The organism is Neptunomonas japonica JAMM 1380 (genome assembly GCF_016592555.1).
Lineage (GTDB): Bacteria > Pseudomonadota > Gammaproteobacteria > Pseudomonadales > Balneatricaceae > Neptunomonas > Neptunomonas japonica_A.
In genome coordinates, this window is the sequence record NZ_AP014546.1 from 2,114,935 (window position 1) to 2,138,203 (window position 23,269).

The window sequence follows — 23,269 nt, forward strand, 5'->3', positions numbered from 1 at the left end:
GTAAACACAGAAGTGCCCTCGCTGCAGCAGCGAGGGTCTCTGTCTTGTAAGAGGTATGAGCGATGTTTAAAAAAGTACTCGTCCCCATTGATTTAAATGAACCGGCTTTTGCTGATCAAGCGCTAAAATTGGCGTTACGTGAAGTGCAAGAGGAGGGATCAGAATTACACATGATTACTGTTGTTCCTGGGTTCACTAATGCATTTGTTGCATCTTACTTTAGTGAGAAAGATCACAAGAAAGCAGTAAAAGAAGTAGCGCGTAAGCTACAAGAATATGCACATAAAGTGGTGCCTTCTGAAATACAGCCTACACTACGTGTATATGAAGGTTCGCCGGCAGAAATAATTGTTCATTATATCTCTTCAAAAGAGATTAATTTGGTTATTATGCCCGCTCACCATCGCTCTAAAATTGATGAATTTTTACTGGGTTCAGTATCTGCACGAGTAGCTGAGCGCGCTAAATGTTCTGTATTGTTATTGAAAGATTAATCATGAGCTCTGTGGCAACTACCGTAGGCGTTGCCACAGAGCTAAACCAATCATCCTAACTGGGTTAAAAAATAAATAAACATGTCTGAACTAGCATCCAACAATAATCCTTTGCTGGCTCCACTGATCGACCTCCTGAACTCAAAATTACCTGCTGATAGCATTGATGCTGTTAGTAATTTTGCACAACAATATTATCAAGCGACGACAAAAGAAGAGCTTAGTGAGCGCTCGCTAGATAACTTATACGGTGCAACATTATCTTGTTGGCAGTTCTTACAAAGTTTTAACGCTGAGCAACCGAAAGTACACGTTCACAACCCTGATTTAGAACAACATGGTTGGCGAGCTCAGCACACTGTTATTGAGATTCTACAGTCAGACATGCCGTTCCTTGTCGATTCAGTTCGCATGGAACTTAACCGTCGCGGCCTGGTGATCCACACCATCCATAACGAAATTATTTTCACTCAGCGTGACGGCGATAAGTTAGTAAAATTAAGCAACTCCACAGATAAAACAGCCCATGCTGAAGCATTAATTTATCTTGAAGTAGACCGCACCAGCGATGCCACAGAACTCAAAGCAATCCTCGCTTCGTTGCAACAGGTGCTTGACCAAGTGCATATCGTTGTAGATGACTTCCCTAAAATGCAAACACGTGCTCACGCTTTACTCGATGAGCTATCTTCGCAGAAGGGTGACCAAGAAGAGGATGCTAAAGCGTTTCTAAAATGGATGCTTAATGATCGCTTCACCTTTTTGGGCTATGACGAAATAAGCATTGCAAACGGTACGGTAAGCTGCATTCCAGACAGTGAGCTGGGCATATTGAAAATCAAGCAATCAGGCGAGCCCAATGAGCGAGCTTTTGATGAACTGCGAGCAGCAGAGCAAGCGTTCTTACTAGAACCAAGCATCATCATGTTTGCAAAAGATGCACATTATTCACGTGTGCACCGTCCAGCGTATATGGACCGCGTTATTATTAAACGTTTTGATGAACAAGGTAACGTAATCGGGAAATGCCGTTTCTTTGGCCTTTACACGTCACCTGTTTACTCAGAGTCGATCGCCATTATTCCTGTCATGCATCGCAAAGCTAAAAACGTGCTTAAGCGTTCAGGTTTTGATCGTCGTAGTCATAATGGCAAAGAGTTAATGCAGATCATGAACGATCTTCCGCGTGATGAGTTGATACTCTCAAGTGAAGAAGAGCTTCTTGCGTTATCGATGGGTGTCTTTAGCTTGCATGATCGACGCCGTATTCGCTTACTGTATCGCCAAGATCGTTGTAACCAATTTGCTACATTTTTATACTACGTACCACGTGATATTTTTAATACCGCACTTCGAGTGCAGGTGCAGGAAATCCTTTCTAAAGCCTGCGTATCAAGCGAGGCTGAATTCACCACAACTTTTAGTGAATCCATCCTTGCAAGAGTGCAGTTCGTACTACGCCTAGATCCAGATAAGCCCGTTGAAGTTAACCTAGCTGAGCTTGAAACTGAGATTATTAATGTCTCTCGTGACTGGGGAGACGAACTGCACACAGCACTAATGGATTCTTGCGGTGAAGAGCAGGGTAACTATTTACAAAATAGTTACCGTAACGCTTTTAACAGCGCTTATCGCGAGCACTTCAAAGTGACTAGCGCGGTGTTTGATATCCAGCGTATCGAAGAGCTTAACGAGAGCACGCCTGTCACGATGAGCTTTTATCGTGTACTAGAGCAAAGCCAAGATATTCTGCGCTTTAAACTGTTTAATGCAGGGCAGCCTTTAATACTTTCCGATGTCATTCCTGTACTAGAAAACCTCGGCATGCAGGTCGTAGGCGAGCATCCTTATGCAGTACAAAGAAGTGATGGGGATGTTTTTTGGATCCATGATTTCACCCTCATTTATCAAGGCTCAGAGACCGTCGTACTGGATGAAGTAAAAGATGTTTTTCACAATGCTTTTGCTAACATATGGAGCGGTAACGCAGAGAATGACGAGTTCAACCACCTCGTCATTGGCGCTAACCTTAGCTGGCGTGAAGTATCTATGCTGCGTGCTTATGCGCGTTATAGCAAACAGATACGCTTTGCTTTTTCACAGCCTTATATTGCGGGCACATTAGCACGCCACATTCAGGTCACTAAATTGCTCGTTGCACTCTTTAGAGCAAGATTAGAGCCTGGCCGCCAAGGCAGCGCTAAAGTAAGTGCTTTAGCTGATCGTATTGAAAGCAGCATTATAGATGCACTCGACAAAGTAGCTAATATCAATGAAGACCAGATTCTACGTCGCTTCCTTGAACTAATAAAAGCGACACTTCGTACTAGCTACTTTAAGCAAGATGAAAAGGGTGAATTTAAAGACTACTTTGCCTTTAAACTTAACCCGCATGCCATTAATGACATGCCACTACCACGCCCAATGTTCGAAGTTTTCGTCTACTCGGCAAGAGTTGAAGGTGTGCACTTGCGTGGTGGAAAAGTTGCCCGCGGAGGTTTACGTTGGTCTGATCGTTTAGAGGATTATCGTACCGAAGTACTTGGGCTCGTTAAAGCGCAGCAAGTTAAAAACTCCGTCATTGTACCTGTGGGTGCTAAGGGCGGGTTTGTTGCTAAGAAACTACCCACCAACGGTGACCGTGAAGCATGGATGGCCGAAGGTATTGCTAGCTACCAGATCTTTATCAGCGCCTTACTGGATATTACTGACAATCTAGTAGGCGGCGCCGTTGTTCCTCCTATTGATGTGGTGCGTCACGATGAAGATGACCCGTACTTTGTAGTCGCTGCCGATAAAGGCACAGCAACTTTTTCTGATATTGCCAATGAAATTGCAGAAGAACGTGGCTTTTGGTTGGGAGATGCCTTTGCTTCAGGCGGCTCACAAGGTTACGACCACAAAGGCATGGGCATTACCGCACGTGGTGCATGGGAATCAGTCAAGCTGCACTTTCGTGAGCTCGGACTAGATACGCAAACTGAAGAGTTTAGTGTTGTTGCAGTTGGTGATATGGCAGGAGATGTTTTTGGTAATGGTATGCTGTTATCTGAGACGATCCAGCTTTGTGCAGCCTTCAACCATTTACATATCTTTATCGATCCAACGCCTGATGCAGCCAGCAGCTTTATTGAAAGAGAGCGGCTCTTTGCGTTACCTCGTTCAAGCTGGGAAGACTATAACGCCGATCTCATTTCAAACGGTGGCGGGCTATTCTCTCGTTCATCTAAATGGATTGATATCACACCACAAATGAAAACCCGTTTTGATATCAGCGAAGACCGCTTATCTCCTAATGATTTGTTAACTGCGTTACTAAAAGCACCTGTTGATCTAATTTGGAACGGCGGTATAGGCACCTATGTTAAAGCAACCCATGAAACGCATGCTGAAGTGGGCGACAAAGCCAATGACAGCTTACGTATTAATGGTAACCAACTACGTTGCAAAGTATTGGGCGAAGGCGGAAATCTTGGATTTACACAGCTAGGGCGTATCGAGTTCTGCTTGCATGGCGGTAAATCAAATACTGACTTTATCGACAATGCCGGTGGTGTAGATTGTTCTGACCATGAAGTGAATATCAAAATTCTATTAAATGAAGTCGTCGCTAATGGTGATTTGACTGTTAAGCAGCGTAACGCCTTACTACGCGAAATGACTGACGAAGTGGGTATTCTGGTATTAAAGAACAACTACAAACAAGCACAAGCCATTAGTGTTGCGCATGCTCATGCACGCCGCTCTATGGATGAATACATATTACTTATCAACCGTTTAGAGTCAGAAGGCAAACTAGATCGTGAGCTTGAATTTATCCCATCAGATGAAGTGTTACAAGCACGTAAAGCATCAGGAGAAGGTTTAACACGTCCGGAGCTTTCTGTACTAATCTCATACACTAAGGGTGAGCTAAAAGAGAAGCTCAATGTTTCTTCTATTACTCAAGATGAGTACTTAAGCCGTGCAATTTTAACGGCGTTCCCGCAACGCTTAGTGAACGACTTTGGCCAAGAAATTGAAGATCACCGCCTACGTGGCGAAATTATCGCCACACAAGTAGCCAACAATATGGTCAACAGTATGGGGATTACCTTTACTGAGCGCCTTTGCCAGATCAGTGGTGCGAGCTTAGCTGATGTCGCAGCAGCCTTTGTTATCGCTCGCGATGTATTTGGTATTGATCAGCTGTGGGAAGAAATTGAAGCACTCGATAACCAAGTGTCTTCTGCTTTACAGCAGCAAATGATGGGTGACCTAATACGCTTGATTCGTCGTGCTACTTATTGGTTCTTGCGTCACCAACGACCAAAAATTGATGTAAGTGCAGCCGTATCTCAATTCCGTCCTGGTAGTTTACAGATTAGTAAGCAGTTATCTGACTTATTAAAAGGAGAACCACGAGCACGCTGGCAGCAAAAACATGACGACCTTGTTACTGCCGGTGTTCCATCTTCGTTAGCTGCGGTTGTTGCAGGGGCTGGTAATCTCTACTCATTGCTTAGTATTATTCAAGCGACTGAGCAAACAGGGCAGTCGCTGGAGCGTGTCGCTCAGATCCACTTTGCTTTGGGTGATAACCTAGAACTGCATTGGTTTGATCACCAGATCAAAGAGATCGACACAAATAGCCATTGGGAATCTATGTCCCGTGACGGCTTCCGTGAAGACTTAACAAACCATCAGCAAGCGATTACCGTTAACGTATTGCAAAGTGGTACAGATGAAGAAGAGGGTGATGCTCTGGTCAAACAGTGGTTACAGAACCGCCATCAGCTAATGCAGCGCTGGCAGCATTTGCTAAGCGAAATCCGTAGCTCATCACAACCCAACTCAGCAATCTTCGCTGTTGCTATTCGTGAGCTACAAGAACTAGCGCAAGCACGCTAAGCTTCACTCAAGGTATAACGACAGCAGTGTAATACTGCTGTCGTTTTCTTCCATACCTTATCTTGTGCAATAAAATTCAGCCAATATTTCCTAAAGAAAGCACAAGCCTTATTGATCGCTACGCTTACTTTTATAACCATACATATTATCGAACCCAGGAATTTGATTCTCCCAAATAGGAGGAGAGCTTCCGATAACTTCTTTTAAAGTATCAATAAAATATTTCGTTTTTATTGGAGGGCTTCGATGAGGGTAAACGGCATAAAAAGAACCGTAATCCTTTAAATTAAGATGTGTCATAATTGGAATAAGCTTTCTTTCCAATATTTGATTTTCAATCATTTGTGCCGTTGTTAAAGTGAGCATGTTCCCTGATAATGCGCTGCTTATTAACATTTCCACTTCATTTACTTTGTATGCAGCATTTAGCTGTATAAAAGCTTCAATGCCTTCCGTATTTAAGTATTTCACTTTATCGATGATTAGCCCTGGTGATGAATATACTACTGCCGGCAAATTTTCTAACTCCTCAACAGATTGAGGCTTGCCATATTTTTCAAGAAAACGCGGGGCAGCCACAATAAGTAGTCGGTTTCGAGCAATTTTTTGGGCTACTAAATTAGAGTTATCAGGTTCACCTATACGAAACCCAATGTCATACCCCTCTCCAACCATGTCGACTAGCCTGTCTTCTAACAATAACTCCACTTCAACTTCGGGATACTTTTTCTGAAACCGCAGTACAGCCTGTTGAACATACTGTCTGCCAAAAAGGGTGGAACTTGATATTTTTAACTTTCCTACTGGATCAACATGATAGTGCTGAGCAAGCCTCGTTGTATTGTTCAACAGGGTTCGTAGGCTTTTCGCCTGAATAATCATTTCAGATCCCGCTGCGGTCAACGATAGCGAACGTGTGGTTCTATTCAAAAGGCGAACCCCAAGCTCATTTTCAAGCTTTCCAATTTGCTTGGAGATAACGGAACGATTGATATTTCTATGTTCCGACACCTTAGCAAACGAACCTAACTCAATTACTTCTAGTAATAATAGTAACCGACTAGCTAAATCCATGCCCACCTCATTGTTGCTTTTTTAGCACCAGTTTAATTGTTTTTTGTCTGTTTTTTAACAACTGATGTAAATCTATAGTGCTCATAGTATTCAAAAGGCATCAATTACAAACTAACACTTACCTATGATCATGAGGATAATACTATGAATAAACTAACTATTACCAAAAGCGCCGGTGTAGCCACAGTTGTGATCAAAAATCCTCCCATAAATATCTTAACCATTGATTTAATAAACGAAATAAATGCATTTGTGCTTTCATTAAAAGATGATCGAGATACCAAAGCGATTGTTTTTAAGTCTTTTCATGACTCTTTTTTCATCGCTCATTTAGATCTCAAAATTATTAACGGTAGCCAAGGAGGTCAAGCAGCGTCAATTGAGTTCAGCCATATGATCACAAATATTAAAGCCATGAAACAAATTTCTATAGCCGTTGTTGATGGGGTAGCGCGCGGCGGTGGAAATGAGTTTTTGATGGCTTGTGATTTAGCCTACGGAACTGAAAACTCAGCTTTTGCCCAGCCAGAATTATTTATTAATATTCCAACAGGAGGGCAAGGTGCGGTTCAATTTGCTCGCCGCATGGGTAAAGGTAAGGCGCTACAAGCCTTATTAACGGGCGCAGATTTTACTCCTCAACAAGCTGAAGCTCTAAACATTATCACTCAGTTTGTACCTAAAATAGACATGAATGCATTTATCGAGCAGCTACTATCAACCGTTTCTGCTTGGGAGGTTCGAGATATCATGATGTACAAAGAGATCATTGCAACCTCTATCAAAGACGAAGATGCAGGAGCAGAGCTTGAGTTACGTTATTTTCTTGAACGTGCAAAAGAAGAAAAAACACAGGCGATCATTGCAACGTTCTTAAAACATGGAGGGCAAACTGAACGGGAAGCTAAAGACATTCAGGGGATTTTTGTTGATACAGCAGCAGAACTATCCTCAAAAAATCAGCAATTAACTAATCATGGCAGCAGGGAGGTAGCACTGCACGCTGCCTTTATTTAACATTACATACAGCATATAAAACTAAAGAGTATTTAACGCCTTACACTATTGTAATATTAACGCTAATGAGTATGATTATCATTTATATAATGATATATCCTAAATCACAGTAACGTTAATAGAATATATAAAGAGGCTTTTATGCAGTTTATTTGCCCTAAACATCGAAGCCAGTACGCCAGTGCTACTGAAAACGAACTCATTAATTACTGCTTCCACTGGATGCAAGAGTCAGAAAAACATTACAAAAATAGAGAATGGGCAAAAGTGCTACCCTATGTTGGCAGTGCCTACGATATAGCTAACATGCTAATGGAGAGAGGAAGTCACAACCGGCTACCATCATCGTTAATGATGATATCCGCTATGTACCTATCCAATGTTTTTCATCACATGGGGCGGGAAAAAGATGCTGATATGGTATTAATACTTGCCTATAAACACTTAGCAAAAAACAAACTGGCAAAGCAGATTAAAACTGATAAAGCACTCGATTATGCTAAGCAACTTATGGATGAGCCATCTCACAGGCATATACTGCAAAGCCAGCTGAACATGGAGATGCATCAGCGCTCCTATGATAGCCAGCTATTACATTAATAGCGTTTTTTTGCATACAAAACAGACGCTTAATAAGGGATGGTGCAATGAATAGCGCCGCTCTCATCTCTTTCTAAAAGGTCACCTTGTAGCTCATCACATAAACGCTGTAAGTGCTGCAGCAGCAGGTTGGACCATTGTGTCGCGGCAAAAACAGCTAAGCCGTTACCCTGTTCAATACTCAGTAAAATATGCCCAGCTTGCTTTGCTCGTTTCAGCGTTATTTTTAAATCATTGCCATCGGCTGAAAGAACTGCCAACTCAACAGCACTCACCAAAAGTTGCTTAAGACGAACAGCGTCTGATTTTATTTGGCTAGGCACACCAACTTCTGAGTCACTACTCACTCGATAATCAAGCAGCCAACCCTCACGGCGGCTTTGTGGCAAGAATATCTGCAGCACTTGATTAAGCAAATCAACCGGCTCAAAAAACTCTGGTTGAAAAGGGCGCTTTTGTTGATCAAGTAAGTTAATACTATTATTCAGCCGTTGATGCTGCGCATGTAGATTAGCCGTAATATCCTGTGCAACAGGGTTAAGATCAAACTGCTGTAAACGTTGGCTATGTTTGAGAATAGGTAGCATTTGTTTTTGAAGCTGCTCTGCGGCAACTTGACCACTCGACACCCCGGCGTCATTGATGTCCACCGCTTGTACCCTAGCACTCTTAATATCTCTGAATGAGCGCAGCCCAACTACAACAGATGTTAGCAAGCGAGAAGCCGATAGTTCTGCTTTACTGAGGTAATCATTAATATCGTATTTGACAATGACCTGTGCTTCGGGAGCGTAGCCCGGGTGGCCTGTACGCAAGATAATCCGAATATCACGATTATTAAGCTCATTACGAATATGCTCAACTAGCTGCAAACCTTCACTGTCAGTTTCCATCACAACATCCAGCAACGCCAATGCAATATCCGGATGCTGATTAAGAAGATCACGAGCCTGGGCGCCACTCATCGCGCTGATTAATTCAATAGGGCGTTGCTCAAACTCGTAACCACGAAACACCATGCGGGTAATACCGTGAATACCTTCTTCGTCATCTACAACCAGAACTTTCCATGGAACCATAATCGATTAATCGCTATTTATTTATAAGTATGAGGGCTGCTGCAATATCTGCTCTATATTGCCAGTAAAGCGTGAGTCTGTCTTAGTTGTTTTACTTTTTCGACCGCTCCCCAGCGCTGATATAAGTAACAGGCTTCATTTAGACAAAAGCGGGCCAGCCGTGTTTGCTCTTGTGCATATAAGTAGTCTGCATAACGCTCATAACAAAATGCTTTATGATAACCAAACTCCTGTACTTCTGTTGCTTTAATAGCTTGCTCAAACAAAACAGCAGGAGCCTCCGTTTTGCTATTTTTATCTGAGGGAGACTGCCTAGCAAGACGCGCTATTTCTGCTTGAAGTAATAGCCATTGTCCTTTGAAATTATCAGGGCAACGCCGCGCCCAAAGCTCAACCCTAGATTCAATCTGTTCAATTTCAACTCGTCGTCTACGACCCATAGTATGTTGTTGCTGCGACTGTATTAAGCGCATCATTGCCGTACAAAAGAGCGCCTCTGTTACACAAAAATACCCTGCAAGCTCATTCTCTAACAAGGCTTCCCAGGTATATAAATCAGGCCATACTGATTGTCGATCTAATAATAAAGCACCAATAATTGTGCTTGCTGCCTGCCATCCGTGTTTGTATTTTACGGTAACGGGGAATGGCTTTTCAGAACACAATTGCTCTAGTAATAACTGCGTAGATTCACCTAAATATGTCGCTTTAAATGCCTGCCCCTGGCTAACCATTGCATTGTGACTTTCTTGGCAAATTAAGAGCTGGGAGTTCAATGGCATTGCTGAAAAAAATAATAATTGATGACGCAGTAAGCGACAGTCGCTCTGTATTAGCCATTGGCTATGTGTGGTTGCCAGCTCATCAACACCCTGCAGTTGCGAAATAGCCGTTTCTAAAGGTATAAACCAATGCAGTACTTGGCTGCTATGTAATAACACCGCACTCAGTGAAGCGTTTTTTTGATCAACTTTCTCGGTGTCTTCAAGGCTTATATGACCATATTGATTAGCTAGTTGCATACCTTGAGCTGAGAAAATTTGCGCCAATGCATAATCAGCACAAAACCAACTGGCTACCCAAGCATAACTAACAAAAGCAAATGCCGTGAAAGGGCTGCGACCATATTTAATGCTGAGCAAAGTCATACGGCTAATGGCACAAGCAGCCAGCAACGGCTCACTTTGCTGTCGTGCTAACAGGCTGATCTGTTCTAATAGTTGCAGCCTTAATAATTGTTGTTGATCATATATGTCAGGCATGCTCGCCATAAATACTGCATCAAAGCGCTCACTGATCTCTTGTAATTGAGTTAATAACAAAGACAATTGCTGCACTTCATCAGCCGGAAGTGTTTCCTCAAGTAGCGACATGGTATTTAGCAAGTGCACTAATGACTCTGTATGTAAGCCATTGTGCTGGTATATTTGAGCCTGCATCAAAGCAGCATTTATTGTTTCTTCGAGGTTTATGTTCACAGAAAGTTCTTGTAAGGCTTTTTGAGCGCTTTCAACTTCTCCACCTAACAAAAGTAACCGAGTACGCTGTAAAAACAACTGTGTATTATCGGCGCTTTCTTCATCTGGCAAAAAATGCTGTGCATGCTGCAAAAAACCATCTGCGTCCAAGTAATTTTGTTGAGCTTCGGCAAGTGAAGCTGCCTTAATATTTAATGCAACTAGGTTGCTCGGTATGGCATTACTTCCCATATCGACTTTTATTGCTAAGCGAGACCCTTGGTTAAGGTGAAACAAAGCAGGTGATATCTGCTCGAATAAATAAGGCAGAGATAACGTATTAAGCATCGCCTGACCAATGCACAAATGACGTTTAGCTTGGTATTGCTCTGTCATACGGTTATAAAGCACAGTACGAATATCAGCATGTGAAAAAGCGAAACCCGCTTTATCCTCTAACTCAGCTTCTTTACTCAGAGGAGGTATTGCTACAGAGTGAATAATCCCTAATTGCTCTGCTCTCCATAGGTGTATTGCTACACGTGCTACCGGGTTATTTGTTGCCTCTCCTAACTCAACCAGATCAAACTTATCACCGAGTAAAGCAGCATATTCTAGAAGCTCCACACTAAAATCATTCAGCGCGGTAATACGGTGTTGGATCTCATCATGAATATCGTCAGATTCAAGCCATGTAGTATTAGTAGGTTTAGGCGCAGAGGCCGAGACCGGATTAGAGAAAATAACAGGGTTTATTTGCTGACGGTACGCACTAGGAGAAACACCCATCCATCGCTTGAATGCTTTTTGAAATGCCGATTGATTAGAAAAACCAAGTTGAAACGCAACCTCACCAAAACTGAGTTGCCCACGCTGTATGAGCTGCAAACTAACTTCACGGCGAGTGTGGTCATAAACATCTTGAAAGCTAGTCCCTAAAACACCCAACTTTCGCTGAAGTGTACGCAAGCTAAGACCCACACTAGTAGCGACTTGATCACGGCGAACAGTACCGCCGCCTTCGTGAAGCTGCTGGCGTATTAGATGACGGGTTTGTGCAATTAACGCACTTTGTTGGTTGGATTTACAAAGCAAAGAGTCCGCAAATTCACGATGTAATTGATGCATCTCTTCATTGGCATCTAGACAGTTATGTGCAAGATAATGACTAGGTAACAATATTTGATTAGAAGCTGAATCAAACTCCACTTCGGCCGCAAAAAAACGCTGATAATCTTGAGGGGTTTCTGGCTTTGCAAACGTAAAATGAACAAAGCTTACCGGTATCTGTTGACCCGTTAATGAGCGAGGCCAATTCACTAAACAGGCGAGAAAGTACTCTATGGGTTGCAACTCAGGGGAGTTCATATCAATGGTAAGCAATGTTCCTTCGAGCGTTTGCTCCATGTGTAACACAGCGCCCTCAAACAAAAGAGGAAAGTAATCCACGAGTGTTTGATACGCCTTCTCTAAAGTCGGCGCGGTAGACATAAGAAAACCGATAGAACCAAGTAAACGCGGCTGAGTAGCCTCGCCTAGGGTAAGAGCAATCAACGGGTTATTAGATGTTTTCGCTAGCACTTGTAAAACATCATTAAAGTGACGAGCAGGAAAACGAGATCCTGGCTTGGTAAACTCTTCGGCCGAGAGATGCGCGTAACTAAAAACCTGTAACGGCTCTATTCGATAGTGCTGAGCCAACTGTAATACAGGCTCCAAGAGCTTTGCAGAAGCCGTTATAACCGACATATAAATGATACTGGCATGAAAAGAGTCTTTTAATTAGACAGAGTAAGATATTATTGCTTCAAGATTAACATAGAGTTTTTAATAAATATGTCCTTACGCGCCATTATAAGCATAATAAGTGATTTAGTAATAACGAGCCAACGACAGCGCTATAAGCAGTTGCACAGGGCAGTAGTCAGCTTATGTTTGTTGATTATTGGTAATGTAAGCATTGCAGATACATTGCGTGTGGGTGTACCTACACCCGGACAAATTCCATTTTTTTGGCTAGATGAAGCAGGGCAGTATCAAGGGATTTACCCAGATACACTACGCTTGATAGCTAAAGATTTGGGTCTGACGTTATCATTTGAGCCATTATCGCAAGCACGCTTAAGAAGGCATTTTGAAATAGGCGAGATTGATATCGAAATGGGTGTTTCCGCTAACGTCGACGACAGACGAGAACTTAAAAAAGTTTCACTGTTTACTCGTCCTTTTAGCGTTGTTAATGAGGTGATCATCTACAGGCCTGAGCTTTCATTCCCTGTGTTTATTCTTAAAGACCTGGCAGGGCAGCGGGTAGCAACCGTACGGGGCAATACCGTGCCTGATAACCTAATACGTGAAGACTTCACCAATGAATGGCAAATAGCCCAACGAGTACACCGTGGCTGGAATAACATTGGTTTAATGAAAGAAGCAGTCGCTCTGTATTATCAGCGCGAGGAAAATCTAGATTATGAAACATCGCTGCCTTACGCCAGTAACCCTGTGTCTTTTCGCATAAATACTCGCATTAAAGATAAGCTGCCGGATATGAATTCAAGCATTAATCGATTAGATGAGCAGGGAATCTTAGAGCAACTGGTTTGTAAGTATCTTTGCGGGCCCACGATTAATACACAATGACGATGCAATGTAAGCATCATTAGCTTCATGAATAGTTGCATCAAATTCACTGCAGTTAATATAAAATACTTATAAGATACATTTTTTAACTAGATGTAGTCGGAAGTAGAATGAACAGCGACCGTAAAAAGGCAGACCCAACATTGGTATGTACTTGTAATGATTTATATATAAACGACATTCAAGAATCTATTGATGACGGAGAAATAGAGTATCGTGAGATCTTTGCCGTTCATGGTTTACAACCACGCTGTGGTGAATGTGTTGATCACGTCGACGAAATACTAAATGGCAAATAAACAACCTAATATCGTTACATGATGCCGATAATGCTATTTATCGGCATTCGCATATAAGGTATTGTTTTTGCTATACTAGTTGAAATTATATCAATGTGAAATCAATGCAAAATCTACCACCTGCGTTACCTCTGTTTGACTCCATTATCCATCTCGAAGATGGAAATCCTACTGTTAATCAATTCATTGCAAACATCACAATGCACCGGGTTAACGATGCCGCATTAATATACGAACACACAGTAGATTGGCTGCTAGAACAACGACATAGCGAGAATAACTACAAAACGTATCGAAGCGAATTAACCACGTTTCTATATTGGAGCTTTATAGAGGAAGGCGTATCTATCTCCGATATAACCAGACGTGTACTGTTGCGTTATACAGACTATTGCATAAATCCACCACAGCACCTGATTGCCTATCGAAATGTAGCGCAATTTGTAGTGGATAAAGAGTTAGAAGAACGCGTACCCAACCCTCATTGGCGCCCGTTTTTAGGCAAAAAAAAGGAGGGCATTGAGCAACCTTATAAAATTACAGACAAAGCACTAAAAACTAAATTAGCCATCCTTTCGTCGTTCTTTAGCTACCTTATTAATGAGGAATATACTGAACGTAACCCAGCAATGATGCTGATGAAAAATGGACGATTTAAGTCAAACTCTCAAAACTTAGTGATGAATGAAGATGACGAAGAAGTTCGCTCATTTACCCAGTTACAGTGGTCTTATGTCATATCAACATCCCTGAAACTAGCTAAATCTGAGCCTGAAACACACGAACGCACACTGTTTTTGATGAGTTTAATGTACAGCTGTTATCTACGTATTTCAGAAGCGGCTGCACGTCCAGGGTTTTCACCAATGATGGGCCAATTTAGACGTGACACAAAAACATCAGTATGGGGATTCCATATTCCACGTAGTAAAGGCGGCAAAAAAAGAACCGTTGCCGTATCTAGTCAGCTGCTTAAAGCGCTACAGAGATATCGATGCTTTCTTGGTTTGAGTCCGCTACCAGCGCCTAATGAAAACACGCCGCTATTTATTCGACACCGCGCAGCAGGACGTGGCCGTGACGTTGGTTTATTAAATGCCAACTTGGGTATTCGCCAGCTACGCGAACAGATAAGTTTAGTTTTTGATCTTGCCGCTAATGCAGCACACAAAGAAGGCTTTGAACAAGACGCCGTCGAAATGCGGCAAATGACACCACACAGCATTCGTCATACCGGAATATCACACGATATAAATATAAATAACAGGCCACTGTCACATGTCCAAGCAGATGCTGGCCATGACAGTATCAACACCACATCACAATATCTACACACCACGCGAGTAGAACGACACGAATCTGCAGCTAAAAAACCGATCGATCATTTAGCAGACACGTACTAATTTAGGTGCCGTACGTGCTGCTCGGTGATACTTGGCCCGCACAAAACAAATCTTGGCGACTCTCCGTACGAAAGCATTTTTCCTCGAATCTATAGTGAAGGGCAAAGAAGCTATTTATTTAATTCCTCATTTATAAGTAAGTACTAACAGCATTTAATAGCACCAATTAACGGCCTCCTTTCTTATATATATAACTTCGCATAATGTATATTATGTTAAATTGAATATTATTGGATTCTATAGAGCCCTTCGTTATGTTGTTAATAGAACTTAAGCGTGAGATCCGTGATACTTCAGGGGCGCTCAATATATTTTAGTTTCGTGCAGAGAGCTTCGAAGAATACTTTTTCGTGGGTAAAGTGACGCTGCGTGCAACGTGTATCCAAAAAATCCTTCGCCTTCTCAGTGAGTTTATAAACACCTCTGCGCGGTCTTTCTGTTAGACCGCTATTCGTCAGATAACTGAGCGCCCAGCTAATTCGATCAAGAAATACAGTACCATTACCTGAATCATATTCTTTAGAAATAGTAGTTTTATCAACACAGTCCACATTGATCTTATAAGCATACATACCAATTTTTTTGCAAAAAAGCCCCGTAATTCAAATGATAAGCTATAATTTTTTGCTCGCTTAGATAAGTATCTGAAATTGATATGGAACACCAGAATGGACTCAACAAAAGAGGCAGCACCCTCTCCTCATGCGTGCTCCCTAGCATGCTCTTTAGACTGGGGAGTCAGTAGTATCATCAATACCTTTATACAATCCTTCATCAGGACTGGTTTAACGCTAATTGGCTTAGCAATGCTTATTTTTTCTATTGTAGATAGATATGAGTATGGTGAAGGCTTTGCAGATTTATCCAGATTTGAACTCATATATTCGGTTATGGTTTTCCTACTGATTATGCGGGTTAAAGCCGTTATTAAAAAAAGTACAGTTCCTTGGTGGAAAGCGATTTTTTTACCTCTAATTTTAATAGGTCAGTTCACTGCAATCCTGCTTCTAATTATTGGCTTTTTCGCGTTTGCGGACCTTATAAACAAAACTGACATAATTATGAATGCCCTTTTGTTCGAGGAAACACTCATTGAATTAGTGATGTATGCGACGGTTATATTAGGCCTCTACTGTGGTGTACCACGATTCAGAACCCTGATCCCTGAAGAAGCCAGAAGAGCCAGCCCTGATGAAATGAATAGCACGGATGAACCACGCTCTTCTGATCCGGAAACCTCAGCGGACCAACCCGCCACTTAACACTGTAAGGACACAGTTATGAAGAAATTTAACGCTTGCTGCTCATTGATGCTTATATTGATGTTATCAGTTCCTGTTGCAGCATCAGAGTTATCAATCACTGACAGTTGTGCAGAACTCGTAAATATTTACAAATCACATAAAGAGCAGCGATTCCTAGCCGCTCAGACGACCTCATTATCTGAAGGCCTTCGGGCTGGATATTGTTTAGGCGTATTAGAACAATATTCTAAAAACCATTATCGGTGCCGTAGCAATTGGTTTAAACGCGCAAAGTTTATAGCTCAGCAACAAGGGCTTGATAGCTATTTTAGTGAACAAGAGTTGTTGGAGAAGTCCTGTGAACGATGAAAGACTTCTTCAAATACCTGAAGCTATAAAAAAATTGTTCGGCATTGATCTTGCGCACTATAAGCCATTCAAAGATCTTGTGTATCCCCTTGTCCGCAGCGGATTTATTCAGCATAAGAGAAAGCCAATCCCGTATTCAGTATCAGACCGAAATCACATCTGGATTGCAGAAGGAGAGCTTATAAAACTGCACAATGCTATTTTGATTCAGGGAGTTTTTACTGATACCAAGACAGTTAAGTCGTTCTTTGAAGAGAAAGCGAAACGGGTGGAGAAAGCCAAAACAATACGTTATCTATTACAAGATCGTCAATCTGCGACGGGTATCGGTCTTATCTCTTATGAACTTCAAGAGTTTTTCAAGATTCTTGAATCTGATGAAGACCTCACTTCCAAAAATTTACCTAATCCTTTCATTGAATTACCACAGCTATCCCTTTCAGGTGTGACAAGTTTAATGCAGGCTTTACTGGCCCAAAGCGCAGTCATATCCGATGATGATAGTATGCTTCTACTATATTTAGATGGGCAATTAGAGGCTGCCTGGGGAAAAGCACAGCATCTTGAATCAGCCCACCCTATCCTACTTAAACACAAAGAACTGATAAATCAGGAATACCTGCGCGCAACTGAATTCGATCAGCTGCTTGATGATTTAATCATGGAATAAAAATGTTGTGAGTGCAGTGCACTCGCCGAAACTGGTTCTGAAACTTAGGAGGAACCAGTTATGACTACCGTAAAATATCTTCTCAAATACACTCGCTTAATCATACCAAAATGCCAACAGTCTCGTGCTTTGGGTATCGAACGTTCTCTTTATGAAGGCGCACCATATACATCTATTGGTGGGCAACGTGTCCATAGTCAACCAGAACTCATCCGTTTCAGGCTAGGCACTCACTGGCGCTTGTTGTTTCTATATACAAAAGAAGGCTTTGAAGCTTATCGCTTGATCACCCGTCAAAGCTTTGATGTAGAGCTTCGGCGAAGGCGTTAATTAACGCATTTCATTTGGTAAATAAATAAAAGGAAAACATTATGCTTACATCAATAAGTATTCAGAATCATTCTGATACATTGCATCCGTTGGTCGCTAGCTTAGACTTTTCTCGCCTAAAGCATAAATATACAGCTTCAACAGAAGCTGAGATGACTGCTGTCGAATGGGACCACGCCCAACGTGAATACCAGCGCTTTCTTACATTAAAAACACTCCACCCTCAAGAAGTGCTGGTTCCAACAAAGGAGGTAGATACCATTTGGCATGCCCATATCTTGGATACTCGCTCTTACCGTCATGACTGCGAACGTTTGTTTGGCCGTTTCATTGATCACTATCCGTATTTTGGAATATATGGTGATGATGACTACACCAACTTACAGAATGCATTTGAGCGCACCTGCGAGTTATATGAAAAACATTTTGGTCCAATTCCAGAGCAATCTAATGCTACACGCTGTACTGATCATGCGTGTCATGTGGTAAGTACTTGTGCATGTCGTGTTTCTGGTGCTTGCAATTAATAAGGAGATATATGATGACTAAGAAAATCCGTCCAGCTGATAACTCTAGCAATATTCAAAACTCTAATAAAGGAACACCTGGTACGAATCATCAACATGATCAAAACCAAGGTAATCGCGGTAAACAGAAAAACCCTAACCACCGCCCAAGCTAACTATTGTTAGATAATCAAATGGGCCCATTGCAGGCCCATTTTTTGGAAATCCGTCATCTAGACGTAATCTTCCTACTTACCCAACGGTTTTTATTTTGTTATAAATATATATAACCCTTTGATAAATAAAGTGTTTATAAAAAGATCTCACAACATAGTGGAATATCAGAGGAAAGTCTCATCACAAACTTGTAACCACAATGGTTCTTTCAGCTAAACCCAAATTAGTATTTATCCTGGTTATTAACGGCCATATCTATTGCAACCACTGTTCTCTATTCATGGCGTTAAGTAGTTTTGATATCAATACTTTTAGACAGGCTTTGTTGTATCGTCTGTTTCGTGCGGAGAGCTTCGAAGAATTATTTTTCGTGGGTAAAGTGACGCTGCGTGCAATGTACGTGCATGCTAATTTTGTGTAGATATCAGTCTAAATTATTAGCACTAATTAGAGATCAATAAAATAATATGTATTATGTATCGCTTTAATTGTATTTTTAATACAGATAAACCGATACATAAGCTTCTTAGTAATAAAGCCTTATTATCTAGCTTTTGGGATACAGTAATGGCTGTAGCTGTTTTGAATCAAACGCCACATGTTCTTTTCCGCATGCCGACTGAACTCTCACTATCATCGCCTTGTTTATTTCACTCAGGTAGTTAGCTTTGCCTACGTATTTCCAGTATTTCTCATCCTCCTTGTCAGCTGTCACATCAAATAATTTTGCTTTGAATAAGACTGTTAGTCCTTTCTTTATATCGTTGGCCGTTGTTCCAATCATTAGCTTGCTCTTATGCTTAACAGAAACAAGTTGAAACAAATTTTCCTTTAAGTCAGAAACCTCTATTGGTTGTGTGTTGAGCAATGCATCATGAATGTTAATGATTAAACTACGAGGTACAAAAGGCCAATTCATTGTCCGTAATAGTTGTCTATAGGTTTCTGTATTGGCAGGCTGGAGATCTGAAAGGCTACCCTGCTTCACTGCTTTTCTTTTAAGCTGCCCAAGCCAATGTGTCTTGCCTTTCTCTTGAAACATTTCAACGGATTGAATATCACGAATGAAAGCAGAGAAATTTGTATAACCCCAATTGCGTTCATCAAAGGCGTTATCCATAGAGATAAGTTGATTCTTTAACGTACTTAGCCCCATTGGGTCACCATACTCATTGAGCATGGTTTCAACCATTGCCACTGCTTCACTCAGTTCGTATTGCGCTTCTTGCTCCTCTGCTACATCGGTATAGATATAACGTGTACAGGAGGACTTAACACACTCACTTAATGGCGATCGCGGGCCAACACCGATCACCTCTTTGCCCATTTCGCGCAACCGCCGAAACAAGGGTGAAAAGTCAGAATCCCCAGTGGCTAATACAATATGTTCAATATCGGTTGCGCGGATAGCGCTTTCCAGTACATCCATAGTGAGTTGGATATCTGCAGAGTTTTTACCACTAACAGGGTGAAAGCTATGAACAAGATCGAACCCCAAGCGGTTCAGTGGAGCCTGTAGGTTTGATATGTGGTTGTTACTCCACACGCCATAGGCTTTACGTGTAACGATCCGACCTGAGGTACTGCCCAAATCCGTGACTAGCTTCTCCAGTCCGTCTTCTTTTACCCATTTAGTGAGGTTTTCGACATCTACAAATATTGCTATTTTTGACTTTTCCATACGTCCCTGTCCTGCTTCCATAACTGTATTTATCTAATCCCACGATGGTTATTTATGACTTATTAATCAACATATCAAACACTACCCGTGCAAAGCCTTGGGCTACTTGCGGGCTACTGAGATATTGCATCATCTGGTTTTGATGTGCATCGGAGCTACCCATAACCGCATCATCAACGGCCTGAGGGAAATCGCCCAAAAAGGCTTGTTCAGGTGTATTGTTACTTAGCTGGTGCATCACCCTTTCATTCTCCCCTACTTTATCCGCTACCGTTTGTAGGTAATGCAGCATGTCGCCATCGGTTAGTTCGTCTGTGATAAACAGATCATTCAGGCGTCGCAGGATGATGGAGAGGTATTCTTCTTGCTTATCCTTGGCCTTAGCTGATCCAACATCATTGCTCGGGTCTAAACCGTATTCACCGGCATCATCATTTAGCTTTAGATCCTGTTCACGAATCTTGGATAAACGGTAATGGCTTAACGTCACATTGCCCAGATCTATCTCGTCTTCTTCGGATATTTTCTCGCGCAGCATAGGGCGTAAGTGTCGTGCAAACAACGCCAGTTTTTCCAGCTCCTTGTCATCATAATCAACGATCTGGGACATAAACTCATAGAAACGCACAAAGCTGCCGAGATCCTTTTTAAAGATCTCTAATGCATCTTTTTCCTGCTTACATTCCTTAAAACTGTTCTCTGCATTGGCAATCAACACCGCATCATCGGTGGTCTTGCTGCGTTCGAACATCTCTTTTGCCGTGTTGTAAGCATCGATAGCTAATAGGTAACGCTTTTGCCACCGCTCTACGGCGGGTTTACAAATATTGCTGATAGCTGCACTGCTTTTGTTCTTAATAAAAAATGCAGTACAGAACTGCTCTACTTCATGAGAATAAAAAATACTCTGCGCTTTTAGCTTTTCAGACAGGTCGTAAACGAGGTTTGGGTCAGATACGTCTGTTAGTTCGGCGGTCTGATAGTAAGGTTGAAACGCTTCTAATATCTCTGCTGGATCATTGAAGAAATCCAGCACAAACGTACCGGATACGGCTTTGCCCGGATAAGTACGATTCAAGCGAGAGAGCGTTTGCACACACTCCACGCCACCTAATTTTTTATCGACATACATGGCGCAGAGTTTTGGTTGATCAAACCCTGTTTGGAATTTATTGGCGACCAACATCACTTGATAATCATCTGAATCGAATGCTTTACGCAAATCCCGTTTCTTCAAGTCGGGATTCATATTTGATTCGGTGAATTTTTCACCTAATAACGCTTGAGCATTTGGATCTTTATCTGAGAACTCTACTTCGCCCGAAAACGCGACCATCGCTCGGATATTTTTGTATTTATTCTCGGCTACATATTTATCAAACGCCAGCTTATAACGCACCGCTTCTTTACGGGAGCTGGTCACGACCATCGCTTTGGCTTGGCCGCCGAGCAAGCCCTTAACATTGGCTTTGAAATGCTCAATGATCACCTGCACCTTTTGCGCGATATTGTAATCGTGCAGGCGCACCCACTGATTCAGCTTAATTTTGGCCTTTTTACTGTCGACTTCTTCATCGTTTTGCCGCGCTTTTTCTGCCAGCTGGTACGCTACTTTATAGCTGATGTATTTTTTAAGCACATCAAGAATAAAGCCTTCCTCAATCGCTTGGCGCATGCTGTAAACATGGTAGGCTTCGGGCTTGTTGTCATCTGAGGGGGGTAATGTTGGGTCTGGCAGGCGACCAAACAACTCTAATGTTTTGGCTTTTGGCGTAGCCGTAAACGCAAAGTAACTGAGGTTTTTTGAATCTTTACGCGCGGCAACGGTCGCATCCAAAAAATCTTCGGAGGTGAGTTCTTCAAGCTCATTTTTGCTATCCACCATCAGCACTTCTTTAAGTTGGCGTGCTGTAGAACCCGACTGGGACGAATGCGCTTCATCGGCAATCACCGCATAGTTTCGTTCTTTAAGACTCACGCTGTTTTCAATCGCTTTAAGCACAAAGGGAAACGTCTGAATCGTCACAATAATAATCGGTTGCGAGTTCTCTAATGCTGCCGCCAGCTTATCTGATTTAGAACCCCCGCCTTCTTTGTTATTGATGCGCCCTACCACGCCGTCGGCATGTTCAAATTGGTAGATGGTTTCTTGAAGTTGATCGTCCAGTACGGTGCGGTCGGTAACGACAATCACCGAGTGGAAGCGCTTGTTGCCGTTACCGTCATAAAGCGATGATAACTGATGTGCCGTCCAGGCGATGGAGTTGGATTTGCCGGAGCCTGCGCTGTGCTGAATCAGGTACTTGTGCCCTGGGCCATTGTCGCGGGCATCGGCCACCAGTTTATTAACCACATCCCATTGGTGATAACGCGGGAAGATTAAGGTTTCTTTCTTGTACTTTTTACCCTGCCAGTCCTCTTTATCCTCTATTTGAAGATGCGCAAAACGTGCCAGAATATTCAGCAGATTATCGGGGGTTAGTACCTCGTTCCAGAGATAACCGGTCGCGTATTCATTGGGATCGGCAGGTACATCATTACCTTTGCCGCCTTCTGCTGTACCTTTGTTAAACGGCAGAAAATAGGTATCATCACCCGCTAATTGTGTTGCCATATAGACTTCATACTGGCTCACGGCAAAGTGCACAATCGCCCCGCGCTTAAAGGTGAGCAGCGGTTCGGCTTTGTTGGTGGCTGGGTCTTTGGGGAGGCGTGTTTCTTTATACTGTTTAATAGCATTGTTAACGGCTTGCTTAAATTCCGATTTCAATTCCAGTGTTGCGATGGGTAAACCATTAACGAACAGCACCAGATCAATACGCCATGCTTTGGCTTTTTTACCGGTTTCTTCCAAATGCTCTTGGGTGGCATAAGGGCTATAAACTAGTTCAGGAACAACACACAATCTATTGTTTTGATAGCGTTTTAATGTATCAGGATTTAGATCGTGTTCGGGTTTGAATTGGCATAGAGTAAAGCGTGTGCCGCGATCACGCAGATCATTACGTAACACGCCAAGTGTGCCAAAAGTACGCATTTCTCGGTTGCTGGCGGTTGTGCCATTGGCGTGACCGCCTGAGCTGCCCGCGCCTTTATCGAGCTGATTAGCGACGCGTTCCAGAAAATGCCGCTCTGGGTCTTGCGGATACAGCGTGCAGTATTTTTGCCACTGCGCCTCTTGGGTATCTTTCACAAACCCCAGCAGATCTTCTTCATACAACGCCAGTTTACGATTGTAACCAGCAGGTGAGCCAAGCTGCCAACCCTGAGCAACCATCTGTTGAATGATATCGTTCTGAAAATGAAGCTCTTTTGCACTGCTCATGTGTTTATGCATTC

19 protein-coding genes are annotated in these 23,269 nt (G+C 42.3%); 13 read left to right on the forward strand and 6 right to left on the reverse strand.

Translation table 11 applies throughout. The features are described 5' to 3' along the window. Window positions 1-62 precede the first annotated feature (62 nt). Window positions 63-494, forward strand: coding sequence for a universal stress protein (locus NEJAP_RS09905; protein ID WP_201347091.1), 432 nt, complete (start codon window positions 63-65; stop codon window positions 492-494). Between the two features lie 81 nt (window positions 495-575). Next, window positions 576-5,384, forward strand: a complete 4,809-nt coding sequence (locus NEJAP_RS09910; protein WP_201347092.1) for an NAD-glutamate dehydrogenase — start codon at window positions 576-578, stop codon at window positions 5,382-5,384. Between the two features lie 108 nt (window positions 5,385-5,492). On the opposite strand, the gene NEJAP_RS09915 is transcribed toward NEJAP_RS09910, so the two are convergent. Next, window positions 5,493-6,458 carry a LysR family transcriptional regulator gene (locus NEJAP_RS09915; RefSeq protein ID WP_201347093.1) on the reverse strand — a complete coding sequence of 322 codons (966 nt, stop codon included), beginning with the start codon at window positions 6,456-6,458 and terminating at the stop codon, window positions 5,493-5,495. 144 nt (window positions 6,459-6,602) lie between these two features. Here NEJAP_RS09915 and NEJAP_RS09920 point away from each other — a divergent pair, with 144 nt between their 5' ends. Both NEJAP_RS09920 and NEJAP_RS09925 read left to right on the forward strand, forming a co-directional pair. Continuing rightward, window positions 6,603-7,475 (forward strand): enoyl-CoA hydratase/isomerase family protein, encoded by an 873-nt coding sequence (locus tag NEJAP_RS09920; protein WP_201347094.1) that lies wholly within the window; start codon window positions 6,603-6,605, stop codon window positions 7,473-7,475. Window positions 7,476-7,616: 141 nt separating this feature from the next. Next, the gene (locus NEJAP_RS09925) at window positions 7,617-8,075 is read left to right on the forward strand and encodes a hypothetical protein (RefSeq protein WP_201347095.1); all 459 of its coding nucleotides are present in this window, start codon (window positions 7,617-7,619) and stop codon (window positions 8,073-8,075) included. A gap of 29 nt (window positions 8,076-8,104) precedes the next feature. Here the strand turns inward: NEJAP_RS09925 and NEJAP_RS09930 are convergent, their stop codons facing one another. After that, complete coding sequence (locus tag NEJAP_RS09930; RefSeq protein ID WP_201347096.1) at window positions 8,105-9,154, reverse strand: response regulator; 1,050 nt, start codon at window positions 9,152-9,154, stop codon at window positions 8,105-8,107. Window positions 9,155-9,207: 53 nt separating this feature from the next. Further along, window positions 9,208-12,360 carry an AraC family transcriptional regulator gene (locus tag NEJAP_RS09935; protein WP_201347097.1) on the reverse strand — a complete coding sequence of 1,051 codons (3,153 nt, stop codon included), beginning with the start codon at window positions 12,358-12,360 and terminating at the stop codon, window positions 9,208-9,210. Window positions 12,361-12,447: 87 nt separating this feature from the next. Between NEJAP_RS09935 and NEJAP_RS09940 the strand changes: the two genes are divergently transcribed. From NEJAP_RS09940 to NEJAP_RS09950, 3 genes are all read left to right on the forward strand, one after another. Continuing rightward, the gene (locus tag NEJAP_RS09940; protein ID WP_201347098.1) at window positions 12,448-13,251 is read left to right on the forward strand and encodes a substrate-binding periplasmic protein; all 804 of its coding nucleotides are present in this window, start codon (window positions 12,448-12,450) and stop codon (window positions 13,249-13,251) included. A gap of 110 nt (window positions 13,252-13,361) precedes the next feature. Continuing rightward, window positions 13,362-13,550 (forward strand): (2Fe-2S)-binding protein, encoded by a 189-nt coding sequence (locus NEJAP_RS09945; protein WP_201347099.1) that lies wholly within the window; start codon window positions 13,362-13,364, stop codon window positions 13,548-13,550. Between the two features lie 104 nt (window positions 13,551-13,654). Further along, entirely contained in the window at window positions 13,655-14,953 is a 1,299-nt protein-coding gene (locus tag NEJAP_RS09950; RefSeq protein WP_201347100.1) for a tyrosine-type recombinase/integrase, read from the forward strand. 293 nt (window positions 14,954-15,246) lie between these two features. Here the strand turns inward: NEJAP_RS09950 and NEJAP_RS19545 are convergent, their stop codons facing one another. After that, window positions 15,247-15,525, reverse strand: coding sequence for a winged helix-turn-helix domain-containing protein (locus tag NEJAP_RS19545; RefSeq protein WP_201347101.1), 279 nt, complete (start codon window positions 15,523-15,525; stop codon window positions 15,247-15,249). Window positions 15,526-15,621: 96 nt separating this feature from the next. On the opposite strand from NEJAP_RS19545, the gene NEJAP_RS09960 reads away from it, so the two are divergent. Genes NEJAP_RS09960 through NEJAP_RS09985 form a run of 6 tightly spaced genes read left to right on the forward strand, consistent with a single transcriptional unit; the run spans window position 15,622 to window position 18,248 of the window. Beyond that, entirely contained in the window at window positions 15,622-16,215 is a 594-nt protein-coding gene (locus NEJAP_RS09960) for a hypothetical protein (RefSeq protein WP_201347102.1), read from the forward strand. 18 nt (window positions 16,216-16,233) lie between these two features. Then, the gene (locus NEJAP_RS09965; protein ID WP_201347103.1) at window positions 16,234-16,566 is read left to right on the forward strand and encodes a hypothetical protein; all 333 of its coding nucleotides are present in this window, start codon (window positions 16,234-16,236) and stop codon (window positions 16,564-16,566) included. After that, on the forward strand, window positions 16,556-17,236 hold the full coding sequence (locus NEJAP_RS09970) for a hypothetical protein (RefSeq protein ID WP_201347104.1): 681 nt from the start codon (window positions 16,556-16,558) through the stop codon (window positions 17,234-17,236). The genes NEJAP_RS09965 and NEJAP_RS09970 overlap by 11 nt, the downstream gene beginning before the upstream one ends. A 60-nt stretch (window positions 17,237-17,296) precedes the next feature. Next, entirely contained in the window at window positions 17,297-17,566 is a 270-nt protein-coding gene (locus NEJAP_RS09975; RefSeq protein WP_201347105.1) for a hypothetical protein, read from the forward strand. A gap of 41 nt (window positions 17,567-17,607) precedes the next feature. Beyond that, entirely contained in the window at window positions 17,608-18,093 is a 486-nt protein-coding gene (locus NEJAP_RS09980; protein WP_201347106.1) for a glycine-rich domain-containing protein, read from the forward strand. Window positions 18,094-18,107: 14 nt separating this feature from the next. Then, the gene (locus tag NEJAP_RS09985; RefSeq protein ID WP_236590887.1) at window positions 18,108-18,248 is read left to right on the forward strand and encodes an alpha-amylase; all 141 of its coding nucleotides are present in this window, start codon (window positions 18,108-18,110) and stop codon (window positions 18,246-18,248) included. A gap of 548 nt (window positions 18,249-18,796) precedes the next feature. Here NEJAP_RS09985 and NEJAP_RS09990 read toward each other — a convergent pair. Continuing rightward, window positions 18,797-19,930, reverse strand: a complete 1,134-nt coding sequence (locus tag NEJAP_RS09990) for an NYN domain-containing protein (RefSeq protein ID WP_201347108.1) — start codon at window positions 19,928-19,930, stop codon at window positions 18,797-18,799. A gap of 52 nt (window positions 19,931-19,982) precedes the next feature. Beyond that, entirely contained in the window at window positions 19,983-23,255 is a 3,273-nt protein-coding gene (locus NEJAP_RS09995) for a type I restriction endonuclease subunit R (protein WP_201347109.1), read from the reverse strand. Window positions 23,256-23,269: the final 14 nt, after the last annotated feature.

What these genes read in the sequence shown, in the direction of transcription:
- NEJAP_RS09995 (WP_201347109.1), bottom strand. Translation starts at nt 23,255, where the DNA reads ATGAGCAGTGCAAAAGAGCTTCATTTTCAGAACGATATCATTCAACAG.
- NEJAP_RS09960 (WP_201347102.1), top strand. Translation starts at nt 15,622, where the DNA reads ATGGACTCAACAAAAGAGGCAGCACCCTCTCCTCATGCGTGCTCCCTA.
- NEJAP_RS09910 (WP_201347092.1), top strand. Translation starts at nt 576, where the DNA reads ATGTCTGAACTAGCATCCAACAATAATCCTTTGCTGGCTCCACTGATC.
- NEJAP_RS09930 (WP_201347096.1), bottom strand. Translation starts at nt 9,154, where the DNA reads ATGGTTCCATGGAAAGTTCTGGTTGTAGATGACGAAGAAGGTATTCAC.
- NEJAP_RS09975 (WP_201347105.1), top strand. Translation starts at nt 17,297, where the DNA reads ATGACTACCGTAAAATATCTTCTCAAATACACTCGCTTAATCATACCA.
- NEJAP_RS09980 (WP_201347106.1), top strand. Translation starts at nt 17,608, where the DNA reads ATGCTTACATCAATAAGTATTCAGAATCATTCTGATACATTGCATCCG.
- NEJAP_RS09925 (WP_201347095.1), top strand. Translation starts at nt 7,617, where the DNA reads ATGCAGTTTATTTGCCCTAAACATCGAAGCCAGTACGCCAGTGCTACT.
- NEJAP_RS09945 (WP_201347099.1), top strand. Translation starts at nt 13,362, where the DNA reads ATGAACAGCGACCGTAAAAAGGCAGACCCAACATTGGTATGTACTTGT.
- NEJAP_RS09940 (WP_201347098.1), top strand. Translation starts at nt 12,448, where the DNA reads ATGTCCTTACGCGCCATTATAAGCATAATAAGTGATTTAGTAATAACG.
- NEJAP_RS09990 (WP_201347108.1), bottom strand. Translation starts at nt 19,930, where the DNA reads ATGGAAAAGTCAAAAATAGCAATATTTGTAGATGTCGAAAACCTCACT.
- NEJAP_RS09920 (WP_201347094.1), top strand. Translation starts at nt 6,603, where the DNA reads ATGAATAAACTAACTATTACCAAAAGCGCCGGTGTAGCCACAGTTGTG.
- NEJAP_RS19545 (WP_201347101.1), bottom strand. Translation starts at nt 15,525, where the DNA reads ATGTATGCTTATAAGATCAATGTGGACTGTGTTGATAAAACTACTATT.
- NEJAP_RS09915 (WP_201347093.1), bottom strand. Translation starts at nt 6,458, where the DNA reads ATGGATTTAGCTAGTCGGTTACTATTATTACTAGAAGTAATTGAGTTA.
- NEJAP_RS09985 (WP_236590887.1), top strand. Translation starts at nt 18,108, where the DNA reads ATGACTAAGAAAATCCGTCCAGCTGATAACTCTAGCAATATTCAAAAC.
- NEJAP_RS09965 (WP_201347103.1), top strand. Translation starts at nt 16,234, where the DNA reads ATGAAGAAATTTAACGCTTGCTGCTCATTGATGCTTATATTGATGTTA.
- NEJAP_RS09905 (WP_201347091.1), top strand. Translation starts at nt 63, where the DNA reads ATGTTTAAAAAAGTACTCGTCCCCATTGATTTAAATGAACCGGCTTTT.
- NEJAP_RS09950 (WP_201347100.1), top strand. Translation starts at nt 13,655, where the DNA reads ATGCAAAATCTACCACCTGCGTTACCTCTGTTTGACTCCATTATCCAT.
- NEJAP_RS09935 (WP_201347097.1), bottom strand. Translation starts at nt 12,360, where the DNA reads ATGTCGGTTATAACGGCTTCTGCAAAGCTCTTGGAGCCTGTATTACAG.